Origin of the sequence: Micromonospora sp. NBC_00898, from assembly GCF_045207895.1 — a bacterium.
GTDB lineage: Bacteria > Actinomycetota > Actinomycetes > Mycobacteriales > Micromonosporaceae > Micromonospora.
Genome location: NZ_CP108775.1, coordinates 4,745,399 through 4,771,942, shown reverse-complemented (window position 1 = coordinate 4,771,942; position 26,544 = coordinate 4,745,399). Strand labels below are relative to the sequence as shown.

The following is a 26,544-nucleotide window of genomic DNA, read 5'->3' as shown; positions in this document are numbered from 1 at the left end:
CTGACGGCGGGGTTGCGGCACACGTCGACGAGCGGCACAAGCACCACTTCGCCCAGGGGCAGTTGCGGCCGATCTCCCCGTGGCGCCTGATCAGTGCGCAGCGATCGGCGACCCTCGCTCCGAATTGCCGCTTTTCGCCGAGACCAGATTGTCGATCGCCTACACCGCTACGCCGGTGGTTCGTGCCATCGCTCATGACGCGGTTGGCGGCCCCACATTCGATCAGTCGTGCCCGTTCCGGCTCGCCGGCCCACCGTCGGCAGTCAGACCCCGGCGCTCCGGGGCGACGTCCTGTTCTCGGCAGATCAGGATGCCGAGCGGTAGCGGCCGCCGTCACGCTCCGCCACGCCCGGATCGCGGCAGATCCGGATGTCAGGAAGTCGCCCGTGGGCCTCTGGGATCATGGGGGACCGGCCGCATCTTCCTACCGGAGTCGACGTGACTGAGCCGGCTGCGGACAGTCGCCGGCCCTCAGCTGATCCAATCTGTGGTGTGCGATGCCGGCCTCGGTCAGATGGCTTTGGGAGCCGGGACCAGGCCGGCGTCGTACGCGATGATGACCAGTTGGACGCGGTCGCGGGCATCGAGCTTGGACAGCAGCCGGGACACGTAGGTCTTGACGGTCGCCACGGTGATGTGGAGGTCGGCGGCGATCTCGGTGTTGGACCGGCCACGGCCTACCAGCGACAGTACCTCGGTCTCCCGGGCGGTGAGGCCCTTGGGTACCCGGGGCAGGGACGCGGGCTGCGGCCGGCGGGCGAACTCCTCGATCAGCCGACGCGTGACGGTCGGCGCGAGGAGCGCGTCGCCGGCCGCCACGACGCGGATGGCATCCAGGATGTCGTCAAGCGCCATGTCCTTGACCAGGAAACCGCAGGCGCCGGCGCGCAGTGCGCCGTACACGTTGTCGTCGTCGTCGAAGGTGGTCAGCACGAGTATCCGCGTGTGCCCGGCACTGCCGACGATCCGGCGGGTCGCCTCGATCCCGTCCATGCCGGGCATGCGCAGGTCCATGACAACCACGTCGGGACGCAGGTCCTGCGCCATCCGGACCGCTTCGCCGCCGCTGCCTGCCTCGCCCACGAGTTCGAGGTCCGACGCCTCGCTGATGACCATCTGCAGGGCCGCGCGTACCAGTGGTTGATCGTCGACGAGCAGGACCTTGATCGTCATGCGGCCGTGACCGGCATCGGCAGGCGCGCAGCGACCCGGAATCCGCCCTCCGCACGGGGACCGGCGGAGAAGTCGCCGTGCAGCAGGGCGACCCGTTCGCGCATGCCGACCAGCCCGTGGCCGGTGCCGGGGGTACCGGGCCTGGCCTGTCCGTCGTCGAGCACCTCGACGGCCAGCGCGCCGTCAGCGTGTTCGACGGTCACTCGACAGGAGTCGACGCCGGCGTGCCGGACCACGTTGGTGACCGCCTCCTGGATGATCCGGAACGCCGACCGGTCGATCTCCGGGGGCAGCGCCGCGGGCGTACCGAGCCATTGCACGTCCACCCGGACGCCGGCCTCGGCGGTGGCCGACGCCAACCTCGGCAGGTCGGCCAGGCCGGTCGCCGGGTCGTCACCCGGGTCGCTCGCGCGCAGGCCGCCCAGCATCCGGCGTAGCTCGGCCAGCGCCTCCCGGCTGGCGGTCTCCACCACGCCGATCGCTTGCCGGGCTCGTGCGGGCTGGGTGTCGAAGACCCGGTTCGCGGCTCCGGCCTGCAAGGCGATGATGCCGATACTGTGGGCGACGGAGTCGTGCAACTCGCGGGCGATGCGTAGCCGCTCGCCGATGATGGCCTGAGCGGCGGCCTGCGCGCGCATCGTGTCGGCGTGTTCGCGCCGCTGCCGGACCAGCAAGCCGATCGTCACGCTGACCGCCACCAGCAGCGCGGAGAACGATATCTGCGTGGCACCCGCGGCGACGGCGATCCGGTGCGGCAACGGACCGCCGCCGTAGATCGCCCGCCAGCCGATCTCCGCACAGACCAGCGCGCCCCACGCCGCAGCCGCCGCGCCGACGCCGACCCGCGGGCGGCTGGCCGCGGCCACCGCGCCGACGGCCAGGACGACCGCGAGCCTGGGTCCGAACATCATGTCACCCGGTCCCAGCGCCATGACCACGGCGATCGCGCCGCCGGTCATGAGGAACAGCGCGGGTAGCGGCCGGCGGCCGAGCAGGGTGACCGGCAGCGCCATCACGACAGCCGGCCAGAGCACCCGCAGCCCGTTGGCGTCCTGCTGGACGCTACGGATAGCGATGATCATGAGCAGCGGGTACCCCAGGACCACGCTCCAGCCCAGCGCGGGCCGCGCCCAGCGGCGCATGGTGCCGGTCATGCGCCGATGCTAGCCACGCCACACCGCGCCGGCATCAGACCGTGGATGTACCTTCCCGGTCGGATGGGGGCGCCGCATTCCCAGACCCCGGATCGATGAACCGGCGAGCCTCCTGCGGCACCGTGGGCCGCGTGATCGAACTGCGAGATCTGACCAAACGGTACGGCCGCACCACCGCTGTCGATCGTCTCACCTGCACGGTGCGACCCGGCCATGTCACCGGCTTCCTCGGACCGAACGGCTCCGGCAAGTCGACCACCTTGCGGATGATCCTCGGCCTCATCCAGCCGACGAGCGGGACCGCCACCGTCGACGGCCACCGGTTCCGCGACCACCGCCGGGGACTGCGTCACGTCGGCGCGCTGCTCGACGCGGGCGACGCGCACGGCGGCCGCAGTGCCCGCAGCCACCTGGCCGCGCTCGCCGCCGGCAACGGGATCCCCCGCACCCGTGTCGACCAAGTCCTCCACGAGGTCGGTCTGGCAGCCGCGGCCCACCGCCGCATCGGCGGCTTCTCGCTCGGGATGCGCCAACGCCTCGGCATCGCCGGCGCACTGCTCGGTGATCCACCGGTTCTGCTCTTCGACGAGCCGATCAACGGTCTCGACCCCGAGGGCGTGCACTGGGTACGCGGACTGTTCCGCCGCCTCGCCGGCGAGGGCCGGACCGTACTCGTGTCCAGCCACCTGATGACTGAAATGGAGAACACCGCCGACCAGCTCATCGTCCTCGGCAAGGGGCGACTCCTGGCGGCCGAGAGCGTCACCGAGTTCGCCAGCCGAGGCAGGCGACCGACCATACTCGTGCGCGCCTGCGACACCGCCACGCTCGCCGACGTGCTGACCTCGGCCGGCGCGACAGTCCGCCCCCAGGCGGACGGCGCTCTCACCGTCACCGGCCTGACCGTCACCCGCGTCAGCGAGCTGGCCATCGACCACCGCATCCCGCTAAGCGAGCTGACCACCCGGACCGCCTCACTGGAAGAGGCGTTCATGCACCTGACCGCCGACAGCGTCGAGTACCTCGCCGGAGACCCCCGATGACCACCACCACCGCCAGCCTGAACCGTGCACGATTCCACCACCTGCTCACCGCCGAGTGGATCAAGCTGCGCTCGCTACGCTCGACGCCGTGGGCGCTTCTGCTCAGCGCCCTGGCGATCACCGGCGCCAACGTCAGCGCGGCCGTCGCCGACTACACGAACTTCCCGGGATATCCCGCGTCGGTGCGGGCTGACTTCCTCAGCTCCGCGCTGTTTGACGCGTTCACCGACATCGCCAGCCAGGTCGTGATGCTCGCGGCCGGTAGCATCGGCGCGATCATGATCGTCAGCGAGTTCTCCACCGGCCTGATCCGTACGACATTCGCCGCCGTCCCGCACCGGCGCGCCGTGATGGCGGCCAAAGTCGTTGTCCTCAGTGCGGTCATGACCGGCTACGGCCTCGTCGTGTCCTCGATGTCGTTCGCCACGGTCCAGGCCATCCTCGCCGGTCGCAGCGCCGACGTACCGATCAGCAACCCGCACGCGGTGCAGGTGATCATAGCGTCCACGCTCTTCACGCCGGTCTGCGCACTGGTCGGCCTCGCCATCGGCAGCGTGATACGGCACAGCGCGAGCAGCATCGTCGGTACCGTCGTCGTCCTCATGCTGATGCCGGTCCTGTTCACCAGCAAGGACCCCTGGTACGCGGCAGTCGAGCGGTCACTGCCGCACAGCGCGTGGTACCACCTGTCGGCCGAGCAACTCGCCGGCCCCATGAACGGGCAGGTCCCGGCAACGGACGTCGGCGCCTGGACGGTGTACGCCGCCTGGGCCGTGGCCGCCGCCGCTGTCGCAACCCTCGCCGTCAACCGGCGCGACGTGTGACGGCGCATCAGGCGGATGAGGCTGCGCCTACTGTCACCAGGCCTACCGCGTTGAGGCGGCGGGGCGGTCGCAGCCGGTGGTACCCGACCCCTGACCCATCAGGCGGCCGTCAGCGATCAGGTGCACTACTTTCGGCAGGTCCGTGCGCGTGTTACGGAGGCTTGTCGTGATGCTGAGTAGCGCGCTAATCGCGGCTACTTAGCTTAGAGACTTCCTGCAGGATCGATGTCCGGCCAGACTCGGTCCAGGTGCTCGGCGAGACGCTCCCACATTGCGGCTGCCCACCGGTGTCATTGGTGTGCCTCTCACATGGCTTGCGGTCTCGCCGAGCACCGCGCGAGGAGAGGCTCGAAAGGGGTTTGTTCTGCTCGAAGTAGCGGTGCCCTCCTTGCTGACAACTCCGTCCAGTTCAGCCAAGGAAGGCGCCGATGAGCGTGATCATCGGGATGGATCCGCACAAGCGTTCAGCCACCATCGAGGTCGTCGACGAACGCGGCCGGGTGCTGGCTACGGGCAGGTACGGCACCGACAAGGCCGCCTACGCCGAGATGCTCGCCGCCGGCCGCAGGCACCCCGATCGGGTCTGGGCGGTGGAGGGCTGCAACGGCATCGGGAAGCAGATCGCCCACCGCCTGGTCCACGACGGGGAGGTCGTGCTGGACGTGCCGGCGAAGCTGTCGGCGCAGGTGCGGGTGTTCGCCACCGGCAACGGCCGCAAAACCGATGCGGTGGATGCGCACTCGGTGGCGATGGTGGCGCTGCGCACCCCGAACCTGGTGCGGGTCCAGGTTGATGCGGACCTGCAGGTGATGGGCATGCTCGCCGACCGGCGTGACGAGCTGGGCCGCGGCCGCACCCAGACCATCAACCGGCTGCACCGGTTGCTGCTGGAGCTGTTGCCCGGCGGGGCGAAGAAGTTCCTGTCCGCGCCGCAGGCCCGCGCGCTGATCGCGACGGTCAAACCCCGCGACGTCGTCGGCAAGACCCGACGCCGCCTCGCCGTCGAGCTCATCGCCGAACTCGAGGGCATCGACAAAAAGATCAAATCCGCGGACAAGGATCTGAAGGCCCTGGTGATCGCCCGCGGCTCGACGCTGATGGGCCTGCACGGCATTGGTCCCGCCGGGGCCGCCCGGCTGCTGGCCGACGTCGGCGACATCCGCCGGTTCGCCGACCGCGACAGGTTCGCCTCCTGGAACGGCACCGCACCCCTGGACGCCTCCTCCGGCGACCAGCAACGCCACCGGCTCTCCCGCGCCGGCAACCGACGAATCAACCGCACGCTGCACATCATGGCCGTCGTCCAGCTGCGCAACCCCACCGAAGGCCGCGCCTACTACGACGCGAAGAAAACCGCCGGGAAGACCTCGATGGAAGCCATGCGCGCCCTGAAGCGGCGGCTGTCCAACGTCGTCTACGCCCGCATGGCCCAAGACCAGAAACGACGGCAGGTGGCAGGCCCGGGAGGGCACTCGGGGACGACTCTGCAATCCAGCGTGACCGACCTGACCCCGGACATCGGCCCTTCGGACAAGCCACTTCCCGGACCCGCCAGCAACCACCCTAAACCCCTGGTTCCAGCGGCGCCTTGACATAAAGGGGTGCCATGTGCGTGCGTGGCTGCCGCTGCGACTCGCTGTCGGTGCTGCCGGGATGGGCGCCAGGACATAGACGCGGATCACTTCAACGGGGCATCGAGGACTTCTCGCATCCCCTACCGTCACCACCTATGACCTACCCGTACCAGCTGCCCCAACAGCCGAAGCGGCGGACGCTGCGAACCGTGCTGATCGTCGTCGGCGTGGTCGTCGTGCTGTGCTGCGGTGGCGCTGGCATCGGCGGGTTCTTTCTGTTCAAGGGAGTCAAGGGCGCGACGGATCCGGCCCGGCAGGCCGCCGAATCGTTCGTGAGCGACCTTGAGGCCGGCGATGCAGACGCCGCGTACGGCCTGCTGTGCAGCGACACGCGCGGCAGGTATGCGAGGGACGCGTTCGGCCAGGGCGTCGCTAAGCAGCCGAAGATCCGCGGTCATAAGGTCAATGGCGTCAACGTGTCGAGCGTCAACGGCCGCACGTCTGCGACGGTAAACATGGCCCTCACGCTGGATAGCGGCTTCACCGACCAGCACACATTCACGCTGGCGAAGGAGGATGGTGCCTGGAGGGTGTGCGGCCAGCCGTACTGAGCCCGGCTGCACCGGGCAGCCTGATACCGCTGCTCCATCTCGTTTCGGCCGTCAACCTCGGGCCATTCGCTCATGCGCGGGTCCAGCACACTGATTGCCATGAGGCGAGGGCATGATCGCGTGCGGTGGGTGGCGGCCGGACCGGTCGTAGGGATGGCGTTGGGCGCCGTCGACTCGATTGTGAACCACGTGCCGGTCTGGCTCGGCGAAGTCGGCACTGCGCGCGCCGAGCGTGGTGGCTGGTCGCAGGTCGCAGAGTTCGCCAGCCTCGTTCTCGACGCCGGATGGGCGTGGGCCGCGACCGCTGCGCTGGTGGGCTGGCTGGTGAGCCGGCACACACGACCCGCCGCGGGGTTGCTGCGCGGCGCCGTAGCCGGGGGCCTCGCGTTGGTGTTCGCCACCACCGCTTACTACGGCATGGACGTGCTCTTCGACGGCGGCGAATGGTGGGGCATGGCGACCCGGTACTGGCTGATCGGCAGCGTGGTGCTCGGCCCTGCGCTCGGGGTTGCCGGCGCGTTGATCCGGCGACCCGGTCCGGCCGGGACACTCGCCGCCCTACTGGTGCCCGCCGGCGCCGCACTGCAGATGGTGACACTGCCTCCGCCGCCGGAAAGCCTGATGGCTCAGCCGGTGCGGCTGACCGTTTGGGTATCGGCGGCAGTAGCCACTGTGTTGATCACCCGCGCGAGGGATCGTCGGGGGATTCTGGCGCCATCAGTCAGGCCGAGCTGAGGCGAGATTGGCCGGTTCGCTGGGCTTGGGCGATGACACGGGTAAGCATGCCGATGCCCCCAGACATTGGCCATTCGGCGCCCTCTCTTCGGCACGTCCGAACGGCAACCGGGCCAGCTCCGCGTGACGCTGCGTACGCGCGGATCGCGGCAGATGTGTGCACTTGGTCTTGGGTAGACCGCCGACCAGCGATACGTGCCCATCCCGCCGCAGGAGAGTTGCGCTCGGACCGAAGAGATTTCGCTGGCTAGCCATTGAACTGTTCCCAGTCGAGGCGAGAGCGCAGGGGCCGCAGGGCTGAGCGTTGCCGGCTGCCGACGCTCAGCCAGATACCACTCTCGCCGTAGTCGGCGGCCATGGCGACCAGTCCGGGAGCCACCCAATGGTGCGTCGGGTCGCCAGGTACACGCATCGGCTGCAGCGGGACGGGAACCAGATCCTCGACGAACCGGTCCAGCACCTCCGTGGTGACCGTGGCGAAGCCGGTGAACGGTGAGGTGTTCACCGCTTCGTTGAGGGCGAACTGAAGCAGGAAGCCGCTGAGGCGCTCCCGCTCGCGCAGCCGCTCCGGGCCGCCGTCGTACCAAACGACCGGATCGTCGTCGGTGGGGTCGATCAACGCCACCCAGACGCCCTGATTCTCGGCCGCGAAGACCACCAGCGGCTCGTCCTCCAGGTACTCGATCCTGTCGAGCGGCTCGATGAAGTCTTGCCGGCCGAGGATTTCCTCGCGGCCGGCGGCGATGTCGTGGAAGGCCAGCAACGGGGCCGGAAGTTTCATGGCCGCGTGTTTGGGTGTGGCCGGTAGCACCGGCACATCGGCGTACCAAGCGGTCAGAAAGGAACGCAGTGCCCGGATCAGGTCCTGCGGCACATCGTTCAGCCAATCGATACCGGGTACCGGCAGCGTCGGCGTCGGCCGCACCTTGTCCAGCAGTTCGGGGGGAAGCCGCGCGCCCCAGGTCAGTTCAGCGAACGTAAGTGACCCCTGTTCCCCCGTGTACGGGTTCATCCCGCGGTAGATGCTGCGGGCTTGGTAAAGCTCACCGAGAGCCAGGCAGCCATCGGCCATCTTGACAAAGCCTAGAAGCGGCTGATTGGACTCGTTCTTCGAGCTTATCCACTGAGTCGCCTCGCTGGGCAAAGGCTCCCGCAGCACGAGTGTGTTCGCGTTGTCGACAGCGTTGCCGTGGGGCCGGTCTCCGGCGTCGACGATCACGACCAGAGCGTCGGCCCCGTACGCGAAGGTGACCCCATCACCATGCACGACCTCGACGTTCGGGCCGGCAGCATCCACCGCCGCCCGCTCCGGGACAACCGACCATCCCTCGATCATCGGGCGAGTATAGGAGCCTTGATCGAACCGGATAGTTGATCATGATAAGGCGAGTGTCGCCCCGCGGCAAGGTCAACTCGACATGAATAGCCGGCTCGCGCCTGGCGCGTGACGGAAGCTTCGGCAGATCAGGCGTCTGGCGCACGTACACCGCGTTTGGCCACGGTGCTGGACGAGCAGCGCCCGATTCGGTCATCGTGCTGAGCGTGGCTAACCGATCATTTGAGACAGCGGTCAAAAGCGCGGTCATGGAAGGCCCGCCCGGGGAGGCACGGCTGGTCGGGATGCTGGGATCGCTACGTGGCGCCGACAAGGTGACGGTGGTCGCGGCGTTGGGTGATGCCCAGGGTGACGAGGGCGTCGCGGCGCTGCGGAATCTGCTGGCCGTGCCGCAGCGCTCGGTTGATCTACGCTGCGCCGCGCTGCTTGCACTCGCCAAGCGTGCAGGCGTTGCGGCATCCGATGTGCTAAGCGCGCATCTGACCGGTGTTCCAGAGGCGGTCGCGGACTACGCCGTCATCGGGCTGGCCGGTGTGGGCGATGACCGCGCCTGGTCCGAGGTACACACGAAGCTGCGGCGGCAACTCGATCGGCCGTCACCAGCAGTCCAACCTCGCCAGATCACGCCGGGTCTCAAGCAGTTCCAGGTCCTGCTGACCATCGCCTACCTGGCCCGTCACCTGAGCGGCTCGCCCTCCGAACGAATCCCACGACTGGTCGCCACCCTACGGTCGCGGTTCGACCGCCTCTACCAGGTCGAGCAGAACTGGCTGAGCGAGCACTGGCCCGGCATTACCCCGAACGGGTATCACCCAGACCGGCTCGCCCCGCCCGACCCGCACCATTCCGGGCTTTGGTATACGCCACCCACCTGTTCGGTCCGGTGCACTGACCGTTCCGAAACAGCGATCCTCGGCGGTGGCGCGATCGACGATGACAGCGAAGACGGCCCTGCCAGACTCCTCTCCCCGGGAACCGCCCGCACCGTCGCCGCCGCGGACCCTTCCACGCACGACAGGACGCGCAGGTCGCGACGACCGCCTACATGCGGTGACGTGTACGTCGACTGTCGGCCGCACCGGTTGCGGCAAATCCGGATCCTGCGTCGGACCTATACGCACTATCCTTCGAGGCCGGCCTGCCCAACGCGCGGCGCCGGTACCGTGCGTCACTGAACCCAGGGGTGGCAGCACCGTTCGAGTCGGGCCAGGCTCCGGGGAGCCCGCTCATGATGAGCGGGCTCCCGAAAACAGCTCAGCCGGCTCAACCGTTTAGCCGCAATCGCGCGGATCGCGGCAGATGCGGATGTCGGATCATGGTTGGTTGATGGCGCCGGGCGGGGCCTCGCTCGAGGTGTTCCCAGGGGTGCGCGAACGTCAGTAGGTGGCCCTAAACTTGCGGTTCGTGACGACACCCCTCACTCCGGCCGAGGTGGCCTTCGCGCTGTTGCGGGAGGGCCGTATGGGCGACGCCGAGAACCTCATGACGCGCGAGCTGCGGGCCGCCACGGACAAACACGGTCACGGCAGTCCGGAATGGGCCTCGGCCCAGTGCGACCTCGGCAATGTGCTGCTGGACGCCGATCAACGCGATCGCGCGATCGAGTGCTACCGCCGCGCCGTCTCCGCGACGCCGCGCGATCACGAGTCCCACAAGGACCAGTTGACCTACCGACTCAATCTGGGCTTGGCGCTGCGCATGGCCGGACGACTCGACGAGGCCGAGACGGAGTTACGCCAGGGCGTTCAGGAGCGGCTCGCCTTCTACGGTCGCGAGCACGCGGGGTACGCGTTCGGCCTCGAACCATTGGCGGACCTGCTGCGGCAGCGTGGCGACGTGGCAGAGGCCCGGCAGGTCGTCGAGGAGGCGGTGGCCAACCTGTGGCGCAACGGGCACGAGCGGGTGGCCTCAGCCTTGGCGCTGCGAGCAGCGATTGTGCACGCCGGTGGCACCCGCGAGCCGCTCTTCGTGGGCCTGCACCAACTGCCCGACGAGGTCGTCGAGCAGATCGGGCAAGTCGTCACCCAGATGCTGGACCACAACGATCCGGCATCCAAGCCCCTGCTCATCTCCCTGGTCGCCGCCTTGGAGGAGCGGCTCGGCATTGACCACCAGGCGACGCTCAACGCCTTGTCCGCCCTGGCGAACCTCGGCCGGGATCTCGGTGACCAGGCGGGGCGGGTTGATGCGATCGAGCGCGTGCTCGCTTCGTACGACCGTCAGGGCCGGCAGGAGGAGGCGCTGATGGCAGCGCTCGGCTTGGCGATGGCCCAGGACGAAGCCGGCGATGCCGAGGCGGCGCTGCGCACGTACGCGTCGGCGCACGCGAGAGCGGAGCGCATCGGCCGTCCGGAGCTGCGTAGCCAGGTGCTGCGCAACTGGGGCCTCGCGCTGAGGGAGGCCGGCCAGGTGGGCCCGGCGGAGCAACGGCTGGCCGAGGCAGTGAACCAGGCGCGCCGCGGCACCGACCATGACACGGTCGGGCGGGCCTGTATCGCCCTCGGTCTGTTCCTCCAGCATGAGGGCCGGCTGTCGGAGGCCCGCACGGTCCTGGAGGAGGGCCTGACCGTCATGGATCCCGTACACCCGGACGCGATCATCGGCCGCAGCCACCTCGGTGCGGTCCTGGATGGCCGCACCTGCGGGTGCGGCGACATGGCGGGCACGATCGCCGACGCGTTCCGCGAGTTCGTCATCACCAGGCTTCCCGCAGACCTGCTCGACCGCCTCGACGTGGCGATCGTGGACGGCGACTTCAAGATCGAGGTCGGTCTGCGGCGAGACCCGACCGAGTCCGAACTCGAGCGGCTCAACGACGTCTTCCAGACCGCTCACGCGGAATTCCGCCGCCGGATCAGCGAGCCCCGCTACGCCGGCTGACCGCCCGACTGCCGTTGCGGTACAAGGCCATCGGCGGCCGAGGCCAAGCCTCGACCTCGCCATGATCACACGCACTGTTCTCGGCAGATCAGGACGTTGCCGGAGCGGTCGTCTAACGCACCGGAGTTGACACCTTCGGGTCCGCCGAAGAGCTGACGGTGAGTCATCACCTACGGAACTTCACCGAGGCCGGCCTGCTCGAGCGCGGGAAGCGCGGAGTCTGGGCGTAGTACCGGGTGGCGCCGTCCGCGGTCGCGGCCATAGCCGACCTGTTGACCCCGCCCCGCAAGCAAGCGACGAAGAGGGCTCGCTGAGGCGGCTGTCGCCAACCGCGCCCGCCGTGAGCGGGCTGGCAGGATGCACGGGTGCCCATCACCCCTCGCCTTATGGCGTCCTTTCGCGTCCCGGCGAACGCTGCTCGCGTACCCGGTTTCGATCACACCGCGGACACGCCCGCCGTCCAGCGGTGGCCGCACCGCCGGCTCGTCGTGATCCGCCGCGACGACGAACTGTTGGCATACGACCTCGTCCGGCTCGTCGCTGGCGACGACGCTCCCGCAGCCCGGTTCCCGGCACCCTGGCCCCGCCGAGCCGGCGGCATCGATGCGGTCAGCCCCACCCTCGACCTGGCGGTCTTCAGCGGCCAGCACGCACTACACGCGGTCGACGCCGCCGGCGTACTGCGCTGGAGGGTACGTCACGCGTGCTGGGCCCCGTCCTGCTTGTCGCACCACGACTCCTACCAGGAGTACGCGGACGACAAGAAACATCGCCACCCCGATTCGGGCTCCTGCTGGATCAGCGCCGACGGCTCGACCGTCTGGGCCCACTTACGTACACCGCTGCCCGATGACGTCGAGTCGGAACTCGACGAGGAGTGGCTCGTGCTCGACGCCGATGACGGCCGCGTCCTGGGACGAGCGTCGACCGACACCGCAGCCGCCGGCTCCCACCACATCCCTCACCCCGACCCCGGGCAGATGGGCCTCAGCGTCGGCGAGGGTCAGGACGGTGTCCCGCTGCTGTGGGGTCAATGGGACGGCACTCGACTCACCGTCACCCGCATCGGGGATGACGACCGCTGCCTCGTTGACGTCAGCCCCTGCGGGACGCGTTTCCTCACGATGTCTCACTGGGGATTGGAGCCTGCGATCCATCGCCTTCCCGACGGCGCGGTGACGCACGAGATCACCGCCCACTCCCGGCCCCAAACGCCGCCAGACGCCGAGGAAGAGCTCTTCTGGGGCTACCAGTGCGGCTTCGTCAACGAGCACACGGTCATCGCGAGCATCAGCGAGAGGCACGAGCAGCCACGGCACTGGCTGATCGACACGGCACGGGGGAACATCCTCGGCCAGGTGGAGTATCCGAAGCCGGTGTCGGACGACCCGATGGCGCTCGGCGACGGCACCTGGCTCACCTGCGGCGAGGACACCTTCCAGCTGTTCCTGTGGAGTTTCCAATGATCTCCCGCATCCGCCGAAGAGGTTACCGAGCAGGAGCCCCAGGCCGGGCCGGTGCGGTTGGGATTGATCTTCCAGCAATAGGACAGCTGCCGGGACTGTCAGGCAGACGATCCCAGAGAACGGGACCTATCACCAGGCCACGCCGGCAGCCTGCCTCGGCCATCCACCCGCTACCTCACCCTCCTCGGCGCCCCGGTCGTCGGGCCGCTGACCTCTTCGGTCTTCTCTGGGTGGTCACGGCAGACGCTCGACTGCATCACCGCAGGTCATCAGAGCCCTCTGCTTTGTCCGAACCCGGCGAGCACTTCGGGCGCGGTGACCACTTCGCCGACCTGCACCCAATCGGCTCCCAATTGCCGCCCTGCGCTCTGTCAGCGGCATGAGCGAATGTCAGCAATGATGAGGCGCTCGGTCGGAAGCGGGTGATGATGAAGCAACCAACACTGTTCCTGACTGTGGGACTCCCATGCACCGGGAAGACCACCGCTGCTCGGCGCATCGAGATCGAGCAGAGAGCACTTCGTCTCACGAAGGACGAATGGGTGAAGGCTCTCTACGGGCACGAGAATCCGCCATCGGCTCAAGACGTGATCGAAGGGCGGCTCATCGAGATCGGGCTGCGCGCCCTCGAACTCGGCAACAACGTCGTGATCGACTACGGCCTCTGGAGTCGAGACGAGCGCTCCGCTCTACGGCAGGCAGCAGCAGACCTAGGCGCGATGGTGGAGATGCGCTACTTCGAACTCACCCCGGCCGAGCAGCGGAGACGACTTGATCAGCGCCAAGCCGAAGCGCCACACACGACTTGGCCCATGTCCGACGAGGAACTCGCCGAGTGGGCTGCCAAGATCGACATCCCAGCGCCAGGCGAGCTCGACGGCAGCGAACCCATTGATGACCCACCGGCCGGGTTCGCGACATGGGACGAGTGGCGCGGACACCGCTGGCCGCCGTCCGTCTCCTGACGCCTGCTCCTCGCAGCGCTGCCACTACCGCTCATCGGCAGATCAGGATGCCTGCTCGGCTCAAAGGCCAGCTACCGAGCGTGACCACTCGCGATCAGTGTGCGCGCACGGACGGCGGCAGAAGCGTGCGTCGCGCCCGTCTGCCGGCGCGGACAGCGGCCGGGTCTTGTGGGCCCCGGCCGTGTCGTCGGCGGTTAGATGCTCTGCCTAGGAACGCGCTGAATTATGGCGTGGCTTCTGTACCTGTTTGTATTGATGTGAGATAATCTTTGCGTGCAGGGTGTGGAGCGTGCTGACCGGGAGTTGCTGGACGCGGCGGCCCTGGTGGGGCATCTGGTGCCGGCGGGCAGTACGTATGCGTTCCTGGCCGAGCATCGGGGTCGGGTGTTCCCGGACGAGTTGTTCGCGGATCTGTTCCCGTCGGCCAAGGGCCGCCCGTCGATCCCGGCGCCGGTGGCGGCGTCGATCCTGATGTTGCAGACGCTGTTGGGCTACTCGGATGCGGAGACCGCCGAGGCCGCCCGGTGTGACCTGCGGTGGAAGGTGGCCTGCGGGTTGGCGTTGGACGACAAGGGGTTCCACCCCTCGACGTTGACGTACTGGCGGCGCCGGCTGGCCCGTTCGGATCGCCCACACCGGATCACTGACGCGGTCCGGCAGGTGGTCGAGGCGACCGGGGTGCTGCGGGGACGGCGTCGCCGGGCGGTGGATTCCACGATCCTGGCCGACGCGGTGGCTACCCAGGACACCATCACCCAGTTGATCAGCCAGATCCGCCGGGTGGCCCGGGTGGTGCCCGGCGCCGCGGAGCAGGTCGCGGCGGCGTGTACCGGGCATGACTACACCCGGCCGGGTAAGCCGGACATCGACTGGGACGACCCGACGGCCAAGGACGCCCTCGTTTCGGCGCTGGTCAACGACGCCACCGCCCTGCTCGGCGCGCTGGCCGGGGCGACGCTGGACGAGCCGGCCGCGCAGGCCCTCGCGCTGCTGGCGTTGGTGGCCGGCCAAGACGTGGAACCGGCCGAGGGCTCCGACGGCACCGACGGGCGGTGGCGCATCGCCCGTAAGGTGGCCGAGGACCGGATCGTCTCCACCGTGGACCCCGAGGCCCGGCACACCCGCAAATCGCCTGAGGCTCGCCGCGACGGCTACCGCGCCCACGTGGCCGCCGACCCGGATACCGGCATCGTCACCGACGAGCAGTTGACCAAAGCCGCCGGTAGCGACAACTCCGATCCGGCCGTGGCGGCCCGGTTCCTCGCCAACGACCTCGCCACCAGCGACGGCGACGGCGACGGCGACGGCGACGGCGACGGCGGACCCAACACCACCAGTGCAGTCGGCACCCACACCGCCAGCGGCGCGGAGCACAGTGACGCCGAGGACGTGCCCGGCCGGGAATGGTACGGCGATTCCGCCTACGGCACCGGGGACCTACGCGATGCCCTCGGCCAGGCCGGCCACACCGCGATCATCAAACCCAAGCCGGTGCAGTCCCCGGTCGCCGGCGGGTTCACCATCGACGACTTCGCCGTGGACGAGGACGGCCAGACGGTCACCTGCCCGGCCGGGCACACCCGGCCGATCAGCCCGACCACCCGCACCGCCGCCTTCGGCGCGCTGTGCCGTACCTGCCCGCTGCGGGACCGGTGCACCAAATCCAAGACCGGCCGCAAGATCGTGCTGCACGAACACGACGCCCTGCTGCGCCAAGCCCGCCGGGACTGGACAACCGACCCGACCCTGCGGGAGCGGTACCGCCGGCACCGGCCCAACATCGAACGGGTCATCGCGCAGGTCGCCAGCCGCGGCGGACGCCGGCTGAAACTGCGCTACCGCGGCGTGGAACCCAACAACGCCTGGCTCAAACGACGCACCGCAGCGCTCAACCTCCGCAACCTGATCAACCGCGGCCTGCACTACACCAACGGATGGGCCCTGACCACCTGCTGAACCGGCTAACACCAGAGCCGAAAGACACCAGCACGACCTCATCCACCAGTCCACCAACGCCCAGACCCCCTACAACGTCACCACCTCGACCCGACCGCTTTCCAGCCGCTGGCAACCCGACCAAGCATCCACGCAGGGCATACCCCGAGGAACACCGAAATTCAGCACGTTCCTAGAGAGGGTGGGGATGCGGCTGGCGGGCGGGGTGCTGGTAGCGCCCATGCCAGCTGTGATGTGTGAGGGCTTGAAGCCCTTGACCACCAACCAGACGCCAAGGGACAGCTCCCATAGCGCGATCGGGATGGTCAGGAGCGCCGACGGCGCGGACGCCTGTTCCCAGAGGCCGAACAACGTGGCGGCGGCGGAAGCGACGAGCAGGGGCGCTCCGATGAATCCGAGCAGGGGAAGAACCCGCGGCACCAGGCGCGACCGGTACAGCAGGGAGCCCAGCAACAGGGCGTTCACGGCCGGGAGGAAGCCTTGGCCGAGCAGGAAGGTCCAGTCACGCATGGCGACCAGCGCCTGGCCGGTGACCAACGCATCTGCTCCGGCTCCGGCCTGCCGCAAGGTCACGACCGACATCAGGATCACGACGCCAGCAACGATGGTGGCGGCTTCCAGGACCCGTACGCCGACGAAGCCCAACGCGACCGCTTCGTTTTGCCTCTTGACTACCGGATACAGCACGACCGCGGTGCCGATGCAGGCGAGGGCCACGATCATCTCCAGGACGCCGCCGACCGTGACGGCAGTGTCCGGGCCGGGGCCGACGATGTAGTTCGGTTCGCGCACCGGACCGTAGAGAGCCAGGGTCGGGATCGAGACAAAGGTGAGCAGGTAGAGCGAGCCCGCGACGAGCGCGGTCTTCCTCAGCGAGGTCATCGGAGCTCCTCTCGGTCTTGCTGGGCTCATGTCGACCCGTCCCGAGTGGCGACGGCGTGCGCGAGCGCCGAGGGTGTTTGGCGGCCGACGATTGCCGGTGCCTCATGGACGAGCTCGGCGTCGGTGAGGGCTTCAACCATGAATAGGGCAAAGTCCACTCGGCGCGTGATGTTGCTCTTGAGAATCGGGTCACCCGCATGTTTGCTCCACACGGGTAGGCCCTGACTGTCGCCCTCCTCCAGGTCACTGCCCCGCACAACGGTCCACCGAGTGTCGCTGGCGAACACCCGGCGGCAGGCTTCCACCTGGTCGTCGAGGTCGGCGAAGCGAGCGAGTTTCGCCAGTGGACCGGCGACCTTCACGATGGCCTTGAGCTTCCACGAGTACACGTCCCGGCCGTCGCGCGTGATGTGCCACCCGCACGAGAAGACGAGGCGTGCCCCGGGATGTGCGTGGTCGAGGACCGCCTGGGCCGTTCCCGCCGAGTAGTGGTGGACCCCTCGCGGAACCAACACGGTCAACACGCCGTCGCACCCCGTAACCGCGCGTCTGATGACGTCGCGGTCGTCTGTCGCTCCCGGAATGACGGTGATGCGGCCCTTGAACGCGTCGAGCTTGCCCACGCTGCCTTCCCGGCACACGCCGACGACCTCGTAGCCGCGGTCAAGCGCGTGTTGCACCATGTATTGCCCGAGCTTTCCGGAGGCCCCGACGATGCAGACCTTCTGCTTGGCTGGGCGACTGGCGTCATTTCGGTCTCGTGCTGTTTGCATGACTTCTCTTCTCGCGTCCGGGGTTGCAGCCAGATGACTCAGGAGCGCAATCCGCGGCCAGGCCGAACGGACGTCGTGCTCAGTTCCTTGCACCGGTCGAGGCCGGCCTGGCCCAGGCCGGGTGGGTGTCGTTGGTGCAAAGTGGACTCGGCAGCGCGGTTCGGGCGACGATGACGGCCGGGCTCAGCCGACTCGCGAGCAGAGCGTGACCGTGTGCATTCAGAGGCGGGCATCGCGCTACAGCGCAATACCGTCAACCGGTACCGACCACGACGCAGGTGAGCAGGGTCCCGGCCTGACACATTGACAACTTCTGCACACGGCGGTCTGCTCGGTCATGGTGGCCTCGGTTTGATTGCGTCCGCGCGACGTCGCAGACTGTCAGCCACCGAGGACCAGAGCGACATCTGGACCCTACGCGCTAAACGGTCAAACCTCAATGACCAGGCGTTTTGCGCGAATTGGGCCCGTCGGGGGAATGACCTGAATTCGGGGTAGTCGGGACCGGCCTCGGCTGAACCAGTCATGTACTGGTCGAGCTGAGCCCTGCTCGCCTCTCGGCTAGGTCAGCCAGGGTGCCCGGACTGGAACGAACTACTTGGATGCAGTTCGCCGATCGCTCAAGCGACGCTTTCTAGTGCACACTCTCATCGGCGGTTTCGGACGTGCGCCACTACCTGAGCCTCCAACGCGCGACCAGCGGCTAGAAGAGTGGGCCTGATCAGACGTCGGTGCGGGGCACGGCGTGGCGCCTCAGGGCTGGCGCTTCTCGACCCGGGTCCATCCGGTCCAACCGCGTTCGGCGATCAGCTCCCGCAGCCGCGCGACGGCGGGGTGCGCAGCATCGGCGAACGAGTCCATCAGGCGGACGAACGCAGCGTCGGGCATGACCTCGTCCTGCCGGTCCAGCTCCCCGCTGGCCTCCGCCTGCTCGAACAGCTCGCTCATCAGGTCGGCCGTCTCGCGCAGCAGCTTCTCGTCCTTCCAGTTCTCTGCGATCCGAGCGATGAGCTGGTAGAGCTGGATGACCTTCGGGTTGGCCAGCTGGGCCACCTTCTCGGCCATGAGCGCCGGGATCGCTTCCGGCCATCGCGCCGCCATCAGGATCCACCCGTCGCGCTCAGCCTCAATGAGGGCCGCCGGCGCTCCGGTGGCACGCAGGCGGTCCAGGTAGTCGACCACCTCCTCAGGGACAGCCAAGGAATCGCCGCTGCCCAGCCGCGCGATCCGCCGACGGTGCTCCTGCAGCGCCCGGATCTGCGTATGCAACTGCCGGTCGATCTCGGTGGTCGCGGCGGCGAACGTCTCGGGGTCAGCGTCGAGCAGCTCGCGGACCCGGGCCAGCGGGACACCGGCCTCGGCCAGGGTCCGGATCCGGATGAGTCTCACGACCGCGACCGCGTCGTACGTTCGGTAGCCGGAGGCGTCGCGCTCCGGCTCCCGAAGCAGTCCGATCTGGTGGTAGTGCCGCACCGCGCGGATGGTCACTCCGGCGTAGGACGCCAGCCGTCCGATCGTCAGCATGGCCTCATCCTGCACTAAGGCGACACAACATCAACTGATCTTGCGGCGGTAGATGGCCATCGCGAGGGCGTACGCGACGATGAGGAGGCTGGCACACCAGGCGAGGGCGATCCAGATGTCGCCACCGACCTGCTGCTGATCAAACAAGTCGCGGATCGTGTTGACGATGGACGTCACCGGCTGGTTCTCGGCGAAGGCGCGCACCGGGCCGGGCATGCTTTCGGTGGGTACGAAGGCCGAGCTGATGAACGGCAGGAAGATGAGCGGATAGGAAAACGCGCTCGCGCCGTCCACGGACTTCGCGGTCAGGCCCGGGATGACGGCGAGCCAAGTCAGGGCCAGCGTGAACAGCAGCATGATGCCGGCGACCGCGAACCAGTCCAGCGCGCCGGCCCCCGAGCGGAAGCCCATGACGAGGGCGACCAGCACCACCACCACGAGCGAGATCAGATTGGCGACCAGCGAGGTCAGCACGTGCGCCCACAGCACGGACGAGCGTGCGATCGGCATGGACTGGAACCGCTCGAAGATGCCGCCCTTCATGTCCAGGAAGAGCCGGTATGCGGTGTAGGAGATGCCCGAGGCGACCGTGATGAGCAGGATGCCAGGCAGCAGGTAGTTCACGTACTTGTCCGACCCGGTCTGGATCGCGCCGCCGAATACGTAGACGAACAGCAGCATGAATGCGATCGGCATGACCGCGGTCGTGATGATGGTGTCCGGGCTGCGGCCGATGTGGCGCAGGGACCGGCCCAGCAGGACGGTGGTGTCACCGAAGAAGTGCTTGGTCATGGTGGGTCCTTAGTTGTTCGTGCCGGAGGGGCTGGCGGCGCCTACTTTGCTGTCAGTGCCCTCGTCACCGACGATGGCGAGGAAGACGTCCTCGAGGGTCGGCTGCTTCTCGACGTACTCGACCTTGGCGGGCGGGAGCAGCTGCTTGAGCTCGGGGAGAGTGCCGTTGGCGATGATGCGCCCCCGGTGGAGGACCGCGATCCGGTCGGCGAGCTGTTCGGCCTCGTCAAGGTACTGCGTGGTGAGCAGCACCGTCGTGCCCTGCCCGGCGAGCTCCCTGACGGCCTGCCACACCTCGAGACGCGCCTGTGGATCGAGCCCGGTCGTCGGCTCATCGAGGAAGATCACCGGCGGGTTCCCGATGAGGCTCATCGCGATGTCGAGGCGGCGGCGCATGCCACCCGAGTACGTCGACACCTTCCGTGTGGCCGCGTCAGTCAGTGAGAAGCGGGCCAGCAGGTCATCAGCGATCCGGCCCGGATCCCTCAGATGCCGCAACCGGGCGACCAGCACCAGGTTCTCCCGCCCGCTGAGGATCTCATCGACGGCCGCGAACTGTCCCGTCAGGCTGATGGACTCCCGCACCTTCGCTGCTTGCGTGGCGACGTCGAAGCCGTTGACGCTGGCCGTCCCCGCGTCCGGCTTGAGCAGCGTGGACAGGATCCTCACGACCGTGGTCTTGCCCGCCCCGTTGGAGCCGAGCAGGGCGAAGATGCTGCCCCGCGCCACGTCGAAGTCCACGCCGCGCAGCACGTGCAACTCTTTGTACGACTTCTCCAGGCCCTGGACCTGGATCGCAGGCCCGCGGACCTGCTCGGTTGTCATCTGAAGATTCATGGACATGGCGCCAGCATGCAGGGTTGACGCTGCGTCAAGGTCAAGCCCAAGAGCAAAGCAGCATCGTCTGCTCAAGTTCCGGGAGTAGCGTCAAGGCTGATCCACCACCCGGTCATCGACAGATTCGGTCGTCTCGGACGCGCGGTCAGCGGCCAGATCAGTGCGTTCCTCACCGTCACTTGGCCGACCCTTCGGGCCGGTGGTCTCCGAGCGCTCGACGAGGCTGCGTAGCACCGGATGGGGTGCGGCCCCGAGTCGCGACCTCTTACCGGCCGGTGGCACCGTCGATAAGCTCCCGCAGGATGTCGGCGTGACCGGCATGCCGAATGGTCTCGCTCGTCATGTGGGCGAGCACCCAGCGAAGCGTACGAGGCGAGTCACCGACCGGTTGCGCGGTGAGGACGTCCGGGCCAGCGGCTGCGATGATGCGGGCGTCGCTCTCGGCAATCGCAGCCCGATAGCCGGCGAGGATCTGATCTGGGGACCGGTCCGGCTCGACCACCATGTCGAAGTCGACGTCGGGGTAGCGCGGGTCGCCGGCGAACGTGTAGCCGAACCAGTACCGTTCGCCGTCGGTCAAGTGCTGGACCAGGCCCAGCAGTGTGGTGTCGGAGACGACCAAGCGGCACCGCAGCTGCTCCTCGCTCAAGCCCACGACCTTCTTCAGCACGCATGATCGAGCGAAGGACAAGAAGGCGAGGGCGGTGTCGAGCTCGCCACCGTCGTTGCGCGGCACGGCTTCGCGTTGGGACTCAAGCATGTCCCGACCTTACGTGCTTGTCATCGGCGGGAGGCAGGCGCGGACGTCGTCTGAGCGGTTCCGACCAGACGCCCGCTCATCGGCCAGGAGCCAGGAGCGCGCGAGTTGCGGCAGATGTGCGCACCCGCGCTCTGCCGCCAGTAGCGAACGTCGACCGCCCGACGATGGGTCTGGCGAGTATCGATCAAGCTAGTGTGCAGGCATGGACGCGCTGCGAGAGGGTCCGCTGCACATCGCCGCCAGCGCGGGCGATGTGCAAGAGGTGGCTCGGCTGGTAGCCGCGGGCGCAGTCGTGGACGCCGGCAACTACCGTATGTATACGCCGTTGCACATCGCCGCCGGGATGGCGGCGTCCGAGGTCGTCGCGGTGCTGCTGGCCACCGGCGCGGACGCCGGGGCCCTTTCGACATTCAAGACCACACCGCTGCATGAGGTGGCCCGCAGCGGAGTTGGCGCTGCCGCCGATGCTCCACTGGAGATCATCGACAGGCTCCTCGCCGCTGGCTGCCCGATCAACGCTGTGGACAGCACCGGACGCACCGCGCTGTGGTATACGGCGGCCACCGGTACCGCACCGTGGCCAGCCGAGCAACAGGCCGCCCGCTGCCGCGTCCTACAGCGCCTGCTCGATCGAGGCGCTGATCCCAGCATCGCAGCGCGCGGCACGCAAGGCCGGCCGATCGACGCGGCTCGGGGATTGCACCAAGCCAAGAAGTATCGGATCGAGTGGGCCCAGGGCGCGGCGCTGCTGGAAGACCACGGCCAATGAGCGGATCGATTCTCGGTCGGTGAACTGGGTCGTCGACGGCTGCCATGCACAGGTGCTGGCCTGGTGGGACCAGGCGCCCGACGCACGCTCATCGGCATGTCCGTGCGCTGACGGCGCCGACTTGCCGTAACTGCGTAGCGCGCGGATCGCGGCATGAGCGCATGCTCTTGGTGGCACGGTCGTGGATACTTCCGCCATGGCCAAGCTGATCTATTCCGCGATCACGTCGCTCGACGGTTATATCGAGGACGAAGCAGGAACTTTCGATTGGGCAGCTCCAGACGATGAAGTCCTCAGCTTCCTCAACGACCTTGAACGTCCGATCGGCACGTATCTCTATGGGCGCCGGATGTACGAGACCATGGTCTATTGGGAAACGGCGGACGTGCTCAGAGACCAGTCGCCCGTGGCGTGGGACTGGATGCAGTTGTGGCGAGCAGCCGACAAGGTGGTCTACTCCCGCTCACTGGAGATGGCGTCGAGTGCCAGGTCCCGCATCGAGCGCGACTTCGATCCGAGCGCGATCCGGGCGATGAAGAAAACTCTGGAGCGTGACATCACCATCGGTGGACCCGACCTGGCTGCTCAGGCGTTCAGGGCTGGGCTCGTCGACCAGTGCCAACTGTTCCTGACACCTGTCCTCGTCGGCGGCGGCAAGCCTGCACTGCCCAAGAAAGTTCGACTTGACCTGGATCTGGTCACCGAGCGTCGCTTCGATAGCGGTGTTGTCTTCCTCGACTATCGCGTGCGATGAACGTCCGAGACGAGCGTCCGCTCATCGACAGATCCGCTTGTTGTGGTCGCTACGTTCCGGAGGCCATGTAGGCGGCGAGGATGTAGTTGGGGTGGCGGTCGAGGTTCTTGCGGGCGCGGTCGTAGCGCATGGTGGTGCGGGGGTCGGCGTGACGAGCGGCGATCTGCACGTCGCGCAGGCTCACGCCGGCGTCGAGCATGGTGGTGACGAAGGTGTGACGCAGCATGTGCGGGTGCATCCTCGGCATCCGGATCCCGGCGCTGGCGGCCAGGTGCTTGAGCCGGCGGGTCGCCGCGTGCCGGTCCATCCGCGCCCCGAGGGTGTTGCGGAGGATCGGGCAATCGATGCGGCCGTCGACGGCCCGATCCACAGCCCTAGCCACCGCGGGCGGCAGCGGAACGAGGACGACTTTGCCGCCCTTGCCGCGTACGCGTAGGACGCGATGGCCGTGTTCCTCACCGATATCGCTGATGTTGGCGCCGCAGGCTTCGAAGATCCGCAGCCCGAGGAGTCCGAGCATGGCGATCAGGGCGAAGTCGTTCGGGTTGGCCGACCGCCGCGCGGTGGTGATCAGGGCCTCGAACTGGAGGTGGCCCAGCCCGAGGGTAGGTGATTCGGGGGGGGGGGGGGCACCACCGGTCTGCGGACGTAGTCGGCCGGTGAGTGCGGCAGGATGCCATCGATGACGCAGACGCGGTAGAACCTGATCGCCACCGACAGGCGGCGGGAGACTGTCGAGGGCTGGAAGCGGCGGACGTCCTGGAGCCAGCGCACGTACCGCTCGATGTCCACACGTACGGCCGACAGCGGCTCCAGATCCTGGTCGGTGCACCAGGTCAGGAAGACGCGCAGGTCGGAATCGGTGTGCAGCCGCGAGTCACCCCGGTACCGACCGAGGTAGGCAGACACCGCTGCACGGAGAACAACGCGATCGGGAGAGACGACACCGGGACCGGGACCGGAAGCGGGAGAGATAGCCATACCTCACGGTGCGTCATCAGTCACAGTCAGTGCCAGCGCCCTCCTTGCGGCAGATCCGTGCATCCGTCGACGCTCGGTGGAGGTACACAAAGCCGCTACGTCTAGAGTGCCGCTGTGACCGCGCAGCGACCGCTCGACAGCGAAGAACGGGTGAGCACCGCCCCGGAGCGTGACGTCCTCGAGGCATTCCTCGACGCTTACCGGGAGGAGCTCACTAGCAAGCTGCAGGGATTGTCGGAGGAGGACGCTCGGCGACGCCTGGTGCCGTCGCTGACCACACTCATCGGCATTGTCAAACACGCTGCCGCAGTTGAACGAAACTGGTTCCTCCACTGCCTGGCCCAGCTTCCGCGAGAGCAGATCGCAGGCAACTCCACGGGGGACGACGCCAGTTGGGAGGTTGACCCGAGCGAAACCATCGCGGACATCGTCGCGGAGTACGAGGATGTCTGCGGGCAATCGAGGCGGCTGGCGGCGGATTTCGAGCTGGACGACAGCGTGCCCCATCCCCGATTGGGCAGGGTGTCACTGCGCTACATCTACGTACACATGATCCGAGAGCTGGCGCGGCACTCCGGCCACGCCGACATCCTTCGAGAGCAACTCGACGCAAGACCCGAGGAGTGAGGATGATCTCAGCGGCTACGCCTGACTGCACGAGCCGCATCCTCTTCTCGGCAGTTTCGGACGTGCGCCATGACCTGAGCCTCCAACGCTCGACCAGCGGACGTGCGGATGCTGACTCGGGTGGTCGATTTGGGCGACGTGGTTTCGGATATCGTCGGCCGCGGCTTGCAGGCTGCCGTAGTGACGGTGACAGCCGGGCAGCGGAACGGGGGTGTTTACCGCCCAGACCGTCATGCCGGCAGCGACACCGGCATGGACGCCTGAGGCCGTGTCCCCGATGACGAGGCAGGCGCCGGGTGCGACGCCGAGGCGTTCGGCGGCGAGCAGGTACGGCGCCGGGTGCGGTTTGCCGTGTACCGACGATCAGCGGCAACGACGGCCAGTCCGCCGATGTCGGACTGGCCCGGCGCGTCGCGTGCGGCCGTCGGACCGACCTCGTCGACCCCGGTCGGGGAGTTCCCCCCGCAGCGATGCCCGGGCGGGACCCGGCCGAACGCGCGGAGGTGGCCCATCACGCCGGCGGGTTGGCGCTGCCCCGATCCGCCGCGCCGGTCAAAAGTGCGGGAATCAGATTATTCGGCCTCCCGACCGTCACCGCCGACGCTCGCCCTGCCCAACGTCCCGGCCCCCGCTCGCCGCCGTACGCCAGCCCGGGCCGACGGCGGCCGACAGCCCGGACACCCCGGCAGCGAAGATCCACGAATGGGCCACACTGGACACAGCCGTACGCTCACCCGCCGGCACCCCGATCATGATCCAGACCAGGCGACACGCAAATGCACTGGTTAGCACGGAGCGGCACGAATCCCTGCCCAGACAGCACAATGACAAGGGAGCACCACCGGACCATCAGGCTTCACATCGTGGGAGATCACCGCGCATCCTGGGAAACAATCATGGCTGCAACCGGCGTTTACGCTGGTCACGGCCTTGATCGCGGGGTGCGCCCGAAGGGACCCGAACCCCCTAACCTTCTGATCCGTAGTCAGACGGCGATGACCACCTTGCCGGTCGCGTGACCGCCCGCCACGTGCCGGATGGCGTCGGACACCTCGGCCAGCGAGAAGGTTCGGTCGACCACCGGCCGGACCCGCCCGGCCTCGATGAGCTCCGTCAACGCCACCAGGTTCGCCGTGCTCTCCTTGGCCACCAGCGGCACCAGCCGCTGACCGACGAGGGGTGACAGCGCCAGGGCCCGGAGTTGCCGGTCGAAGCCCTGCAACCACTTCCCGTCGCTCGCCTCCCCGCCGACCAGGACGAGGGTTCCCTTCGGGGTGAGCGCCCGGCGCAGCCGGGACAGCGGCCGGTTGCCGGCGGTGTCGATGACGACGTCGTACCGGCGGTCGGGCAGGTCCTCGCGGGTGTAGTCGACCACCTCCGCCGCGCCGAGCGAGCGGACCAGGTCGAGCTTGGTCGGGCCGCAGACGCCGGTGACGTGCGCGCCGGCCGCGCGGGCGAGCTGGACGGCGTACGAGCCGACGCCGCCACCGGCGCCGATGACCAGGACCCGCTGGCCGGGGCGTACCCGGGCGGCGTCGCGGACGGCGGTGAGCGCGGTCTGCCCGGAGACGGGGACGGCCGCGGCCTCGGCGTAGGTGAGGTTGGCGGGTTTCGGGGCGAGCCGGTCGGCGGGGGCGGGGACGTACTCGGCGAAGCTGCCGGCGCCGGTGCCGTACACCGCGTCGCCGGGGGTGAACCCGGTGACGCCGGGGCCGACGGCGGTGACGAGGCCGGCCAGGTCCAGGCCGGGGACCCGATTGCGGGGGCGGCGCAGCCCGTAGCCGAGGCGCAGCGCGTAGGGCAGACCGGTCATCAGGTGCCAGACGCCGGGGTCGACGCCGGCGGCGCGGACCCGGACGAGGACCTGGCCGGGGCCGGCGGTCGGCGCGTCGACGTCGGCGAGGCGGAGCACGTCGGTCGGGCCGTACCGGTCCTGGACGATGGCCTTCACGATTCCTCCTGCGGGTACTGGAACACGTCGGTGAGGGGCACGCCGAAGACGGCGGCGATCTGGAAGGCCATCTCCAGCGAGGGCGAGTAGCGGCCCTGCTCGATGGCGATGACGGTCTGCCGGGTGACGCCGACCCGGCGGGCCAGCTCGGCCTGGGTCATCTCGTCGTGCGCGAAG

25 protein-coding genes, 1 tRNA gene and 4 pseudogenes are annotated in these 26,544 nt (G+C 68.3%); 16 read left to right on the top strand and 14 right to left on the bottom strand.

Annotated features, from left to right (window positions below; all coding sequences use genetic code 11):
* Window positions 1-510 precede the first annotated feature (510 nt).
* Together OG799_RS23165 and OG799_RS23160 are read right to left on the bottom strand one after the other, a co-directional pair.
* A complete protein-coding gene (locus OG799_RS23165) occupies window positions 511-1,173 on the bottom strand; it encodes a response regulator (RefSeq protein WP_406037438.1) in 663 nt (220 codons plus the stop codon).
* The gene (locus OG799_RS23160; protein ID WP_406037436.1) at window positions 1,170-2,327 is read right to left on the bottom strand and encodes a sensor histidine kinase; all 1,158 of its coding nucleotides are present in this window, start codon (window positions 2,325-2,327) and stop codon (window positions 1,170-1,172) included. The genes OG799_RS23165 and OG799_RS23160 overlap by 4 nt, the downstream gene beginning before the upstream one ends.
* A 131-nt stretch (window positions 2,328-2,458) precedes the next feature.
* Between OG799_RS23160 and OG799_RS23155 the strand changes: the two genes are divergently transcribed.
* From OG799_RS23155 to OG799_RS23135, 5 genes are all read left to right on the top strand, one after another.
* Window positions 2,459-3,370, top strand: a complete 912-nt coding sequence (locus OG799_RS23155) for an ATP-binding cassette domain-containing protein (protein WP_406037434.1) — start codon at window positions 2,459-2,461, stop codon at window positions 3,368-3,370.
* A complete protein-coding gene (locus OG799_RS23150; RefSeq protein ID WP_406037432.1) occupies window positions 3,367-4,194 on the top strand; it encodes an ABC transporter permease in 828 nt (275 codons plus the stop codon). The genes OG799_RS23155 and OG799_RS23150 overlap by 4 nt, the downstream gene beginning before the upstream one ends.
* Before the next feature lie 446 nt (window positions 4,195-4,640).
* Window positions 4,641-5,786 (top strand): IS110 family transposase, encoded by a 1,146-nt coding sequence (locus OG799_RS23145; RefSeq protein ID WP_406037430.1) that lies wholly within the window; start codon window positions 4,641-4,643, stop codon window positions 5,784-5,786.
* Between the two features lie 137 nt (window positions 5,787-5,923).
* Window positions 5,924-6,379, top strand: coding sequence for a hypothetical protein (locus tag OG799_RS23140; RefSeq protein WP_406037428.1), 456 nt, complete (start codon window positions 5,924-5,926; stop codon window positions 6,377-6,379).
* Window positions 6,380-6,538: 159 nt separating this feature from the next.
* Window positions 6,539-7,114, top strand: a complete 576-nt coding sequence (locus tag OG799_RS23135) for a DUF6518 family protein (protein WP_406037426.1) — start codon at window positions 6,539-6,541, stop codon at window positions 7,112-7,114.
* 247 nt (window positions 7,115-7,361) lie between these two features.
* Here the strand turns inward: OG799_RS23135 and OG799_RS23130 are convergent, their stop codons facing one another.
* A complete protein-coding gene (locus tag OG799_RS23130) occupies window positions 7,362-8,450 on the bottom strand; it encodes a hypothetical protein (RefSeq protein WP_406037424.1) in 1,089 nt (362 codons plus the stop codon).
* Window positions 8,451-8,656: 206 nt separating this feature from the next.
* Between OG799_RS23130 and OG799_RS23125 the strand changes: the two genes are divergently transcribed.
* The 7 genes and pseudogenes from OG799_RS23125 to OG799_RS23095 all read left to right on the top strand — a co-directional run bounded on the left by OG799_RS23125 (window position 8,657) and on the right by OG799_RS23095 (window position 15,717).
* Window positions 8,657-9,625 carry a hypothetical protein gene (locus OG799_RS23125; protein ID WP_406037422.1) on the top strand — a complete coding sequence of 323 codons (969 nt, stop codon included), beginning with the start codon at window positions 8,657-8,659 and terminating at the stop codon, window positions 9,623-9,625.
* Window positions 9,626-9,854: 229 nt separating this feature from the next.
* Window positions 9,855-11,330, top strand: a complete 1,476-nt coding sequence (locus OG799_RS23120; protein ID WP_406037420.1) for a tetratricopeptide repeat protein — start codon at window positions 9,855-9,857, stop codon at window positions 11,328-11,330.
* A 155-nt stretch (window positions 11,331-11,485) separates the two neighbouring features.
* Window positions 11,486-11,644 (top strand): annotated as a pseudogene (locus OG799_RS23115) (ArsR/SmtB family transcription factor); the annotation flags it as partial.
* Between the two features lie 51 nt (window positions 11,645-11,695).
* Complete coding sequence (locus OG799_RS23110; protein WP_406037418.1) at window positions 11,696-12,796, top strand: hypothetical protein; 1,101 nt, start codon at window positions 11,696-11,698, stop codon at window positions 12,794-12,796.
* Between the two features lie 425 nt (window positions 12,797-13,221).
* The gene (locus tag OG799_RS23105) at window positions 13,222-13,761 is read left to right on the top strand and encodes an ATP-binding protein (protein WP_406037416.1); all 540 of its coding nucleotides are present in this window, start codon (window positions 13,222-13,224) and stop codon (window positions 13,759-13,761) included.
* 273 nt (window positions 13,762-14,034) lie between these two features.
* Window positions 14,035-15,228 (top strand): annotated as a pseudogene (locus OG799_RS23100) (transposase); the annotation flags it as partial.
* 24 nt (window positions 15,229-15,252) lie between these two features.
* On the top strand, window positions 15,253-15,717 hold the full coding sequence (locus OG799_RS23095) for a transposase (RefSeq protein WP_406046224.1): 465 nt from the start codon (window positions 15,253-15,255) through the stop codon (window positions 15,715-15,717).
* A gap of 69 nt (window positions 15,718-15,786) precedes the next feature.
* Here OG799_RS23095 and OG799_RS23090 read toward each other — a convergent pair whose 3' ends face one another.
* The 6 genes and pseudogenes from OG799_RS23090 to OG799_RS23065 all read right to left on the bottom strand — a co-directional run bounded on the left by OG799_RS23090 (window position 15,787) and on the right by OG799_RS23065 (window position 21,285).
* Window positions 15,787-16,599 carry a DUF4386 domain-containing protein gene (locus OG799_RS23090; protein ID WP_406037414.1) on the bottom strand — a complete coding sequence of 271 codons (813 nt, stop codon included), beginning with the start codon at window positions 16,597-16,599 and terminating at the stop codon, window positions 15,787-15,789.
* Between the two features lie 26 nt (window positions 16,600-16,625).
* Complete coding sequence (locus OG799_RS23085; protein ID WP_406037412.1) at window positions 16,626-17,372, bottom strand: NAD(P)-dependent oxidoreductase; 747 nt, start codon at window positions 17,370-17,372, stop codon at window positions 16,626-16,628.
* Between the two features lie 753 nt (window positions 17,373-18,125).
* On the bottom strand, window positions 18,126-18,896 hold the full coding sequence (locus tag OG799_RS23080; RefSeq protein WP_406037410.1) for a MerR family transcriptional regulator: 771 nt from the start codon (window positions 18,894-18,896) through the stop codon (window positions 18,126-18,128).
* A 30-nt stretch (window positions 18,897-18,926) separates the two neighbouring features.
* Complete coding sequence (locus tag OG799_RS23075; RefSeq protein WP_406037408.1) at window positions 18,927-19,688, bottom strand: ABC transporter permease; 762 nt, start codon at window positions 19,686-19,688, stop codon at window positions 18,927-18,929.
* Window positions 19,685-20,531, bottom strand: a pseudogene (locus OG799_RS23070) (ABC transporter ATP-binding protein). Before OG799_RS23070 ends, OG799_RS23075 begins: the two are co-directional and overlap by 4 nt.
* Before the next feature lie 259 nt (window positions 20,532-20,790).
* On the bottom strand, window positions 20,791-21,285 hold the full coding sequence (locus OG799_RS23065) for a DinB family protein (RefSeq protein ID WP_406037406.1): 495 nt from the start codon (window positions 21,283-21,285) through the stop codon (window positions 20,791-20,793).
* Between the two features lie 202 nt (window positions 21,286-21,487).
* Here OG799_RS23065 and OG799_RS23060 point away from each other — a divergent pair, with 202 nt between their 5' ends.
* Both OG799_RS23060 and OG799_RS23055 read left to right on the top strand, forming a co-directional pair.
* Window positions 21,488-22,054, top strand: a complete 567-nt coding sequence (locus OG799_RS23060) for an ankyrin repeat domain-containing protein (protein ID WP_406037404.1) — start codon at window positions 21,488-21,490, stop codon at window positions 22,052-22,054.
* Window positions 22,055-22,250: 196 nt separating this feature from the next.
* Window positions 22,251-22,808, top strand: a complete 558-nt coding sequence (locus tag OG799_RS23055) for a dihydrofolate reductase family protein (RefSeq protein ID WP_406037402.1) — start codon at window positions 22,251-22,253, stop codon at window positions 22,806-22,808.
* Between the two features lie 49 nt (window positions 22,809-22,857).
* Here the strand turns inward: OG799_RS23055 and OG799_RS23050 are convergent, their stop codons facing one another.
* Window positions 22,858-23,640 carry a tyrosine-type recombinase/integrase gene (locus OG799_RS23050; protein ID WP_406037400.1) on the bottom strand — a complete coding sequence of 261 codons (783 nt, stop codon included), beginning with the start codon at window positions 23,638-23,640 and terminating at the stop codon, window positions 22,858-22,860.
* 263 nt (window positions 23,641-23,903) lie between these two features.
* On the opposite strand from OG799_RS23050, the gene OG799_RS23045 reads away from it, so the two are divergent.
* Window positions 23,904-24,416, top strand: a complete 513-nt coding sequence (locus OG799_RS23045; protein ID WP_406037398.1) for a DinB family protein — start codon at window positions 23,904-23,906, stop codon at window positions 24,414-24,416.
* A gap of 108 nt (window positions 24,417-24,524) precedes the next feature.
* Window positions 24,525-24,680 (top strand): hypothetical protein, encoded by a 156-nt coding sequence (locus tag OG799_RS23040; RefSeq protein WP_406037396.1) that lies wholly within the window; start codon window positions 24,525-24,527, stop codon window positions 24,678-24,680.
* Here the strand turns inward: OG799_RS23040 and OG799_RS23035 are convergent.
* From OG799_RS23035 to OG799_RS23020, 4 genes and pseudogenes are all read right to left on the bottom strand, one after another.
* A pseudogene (locus OG799_RS23035) lies at window positions 24,681-24,743 on the bottom strand (hypothetical protein); the annotation flags it as partial.
* A 615-nt stretch (window positions 24,744-25,358) separates the two neighbouring features.
* Window positions 25,359-25,431, bottom strand: a tRNA-Arg gene (locus OG799_RS23030).
* Entirely contained in the window at window positions 25,402-26,367 is a 966-nt protein-coding gene (locus OG799_RS23025; protein WP_406037394.1) for an NAD(P)-dependent alcohol dehydrogenase, read from the bottom strand. Before OG799_RS23025 ends, OG799_RS23030 begins: the two co-directional genes overlap by 30 nt.
* Window positions 26,364-26,528, bottom strand: a complete 165-nt coding sequence (locus OG799_RS23020) for a helix-turn-helix transcriptional regulator (protein WP_405434666.1) — start codon at window positions 26,526-26,528, stop codon at window positions 26,364-26,366. Before OG799_RS23020 ends, OG799_RS23025 begins: the two co-directional genes overlap by 4 nt.
* Window positions 26,529-26,544: the final 16 nt, after the last annotated feature.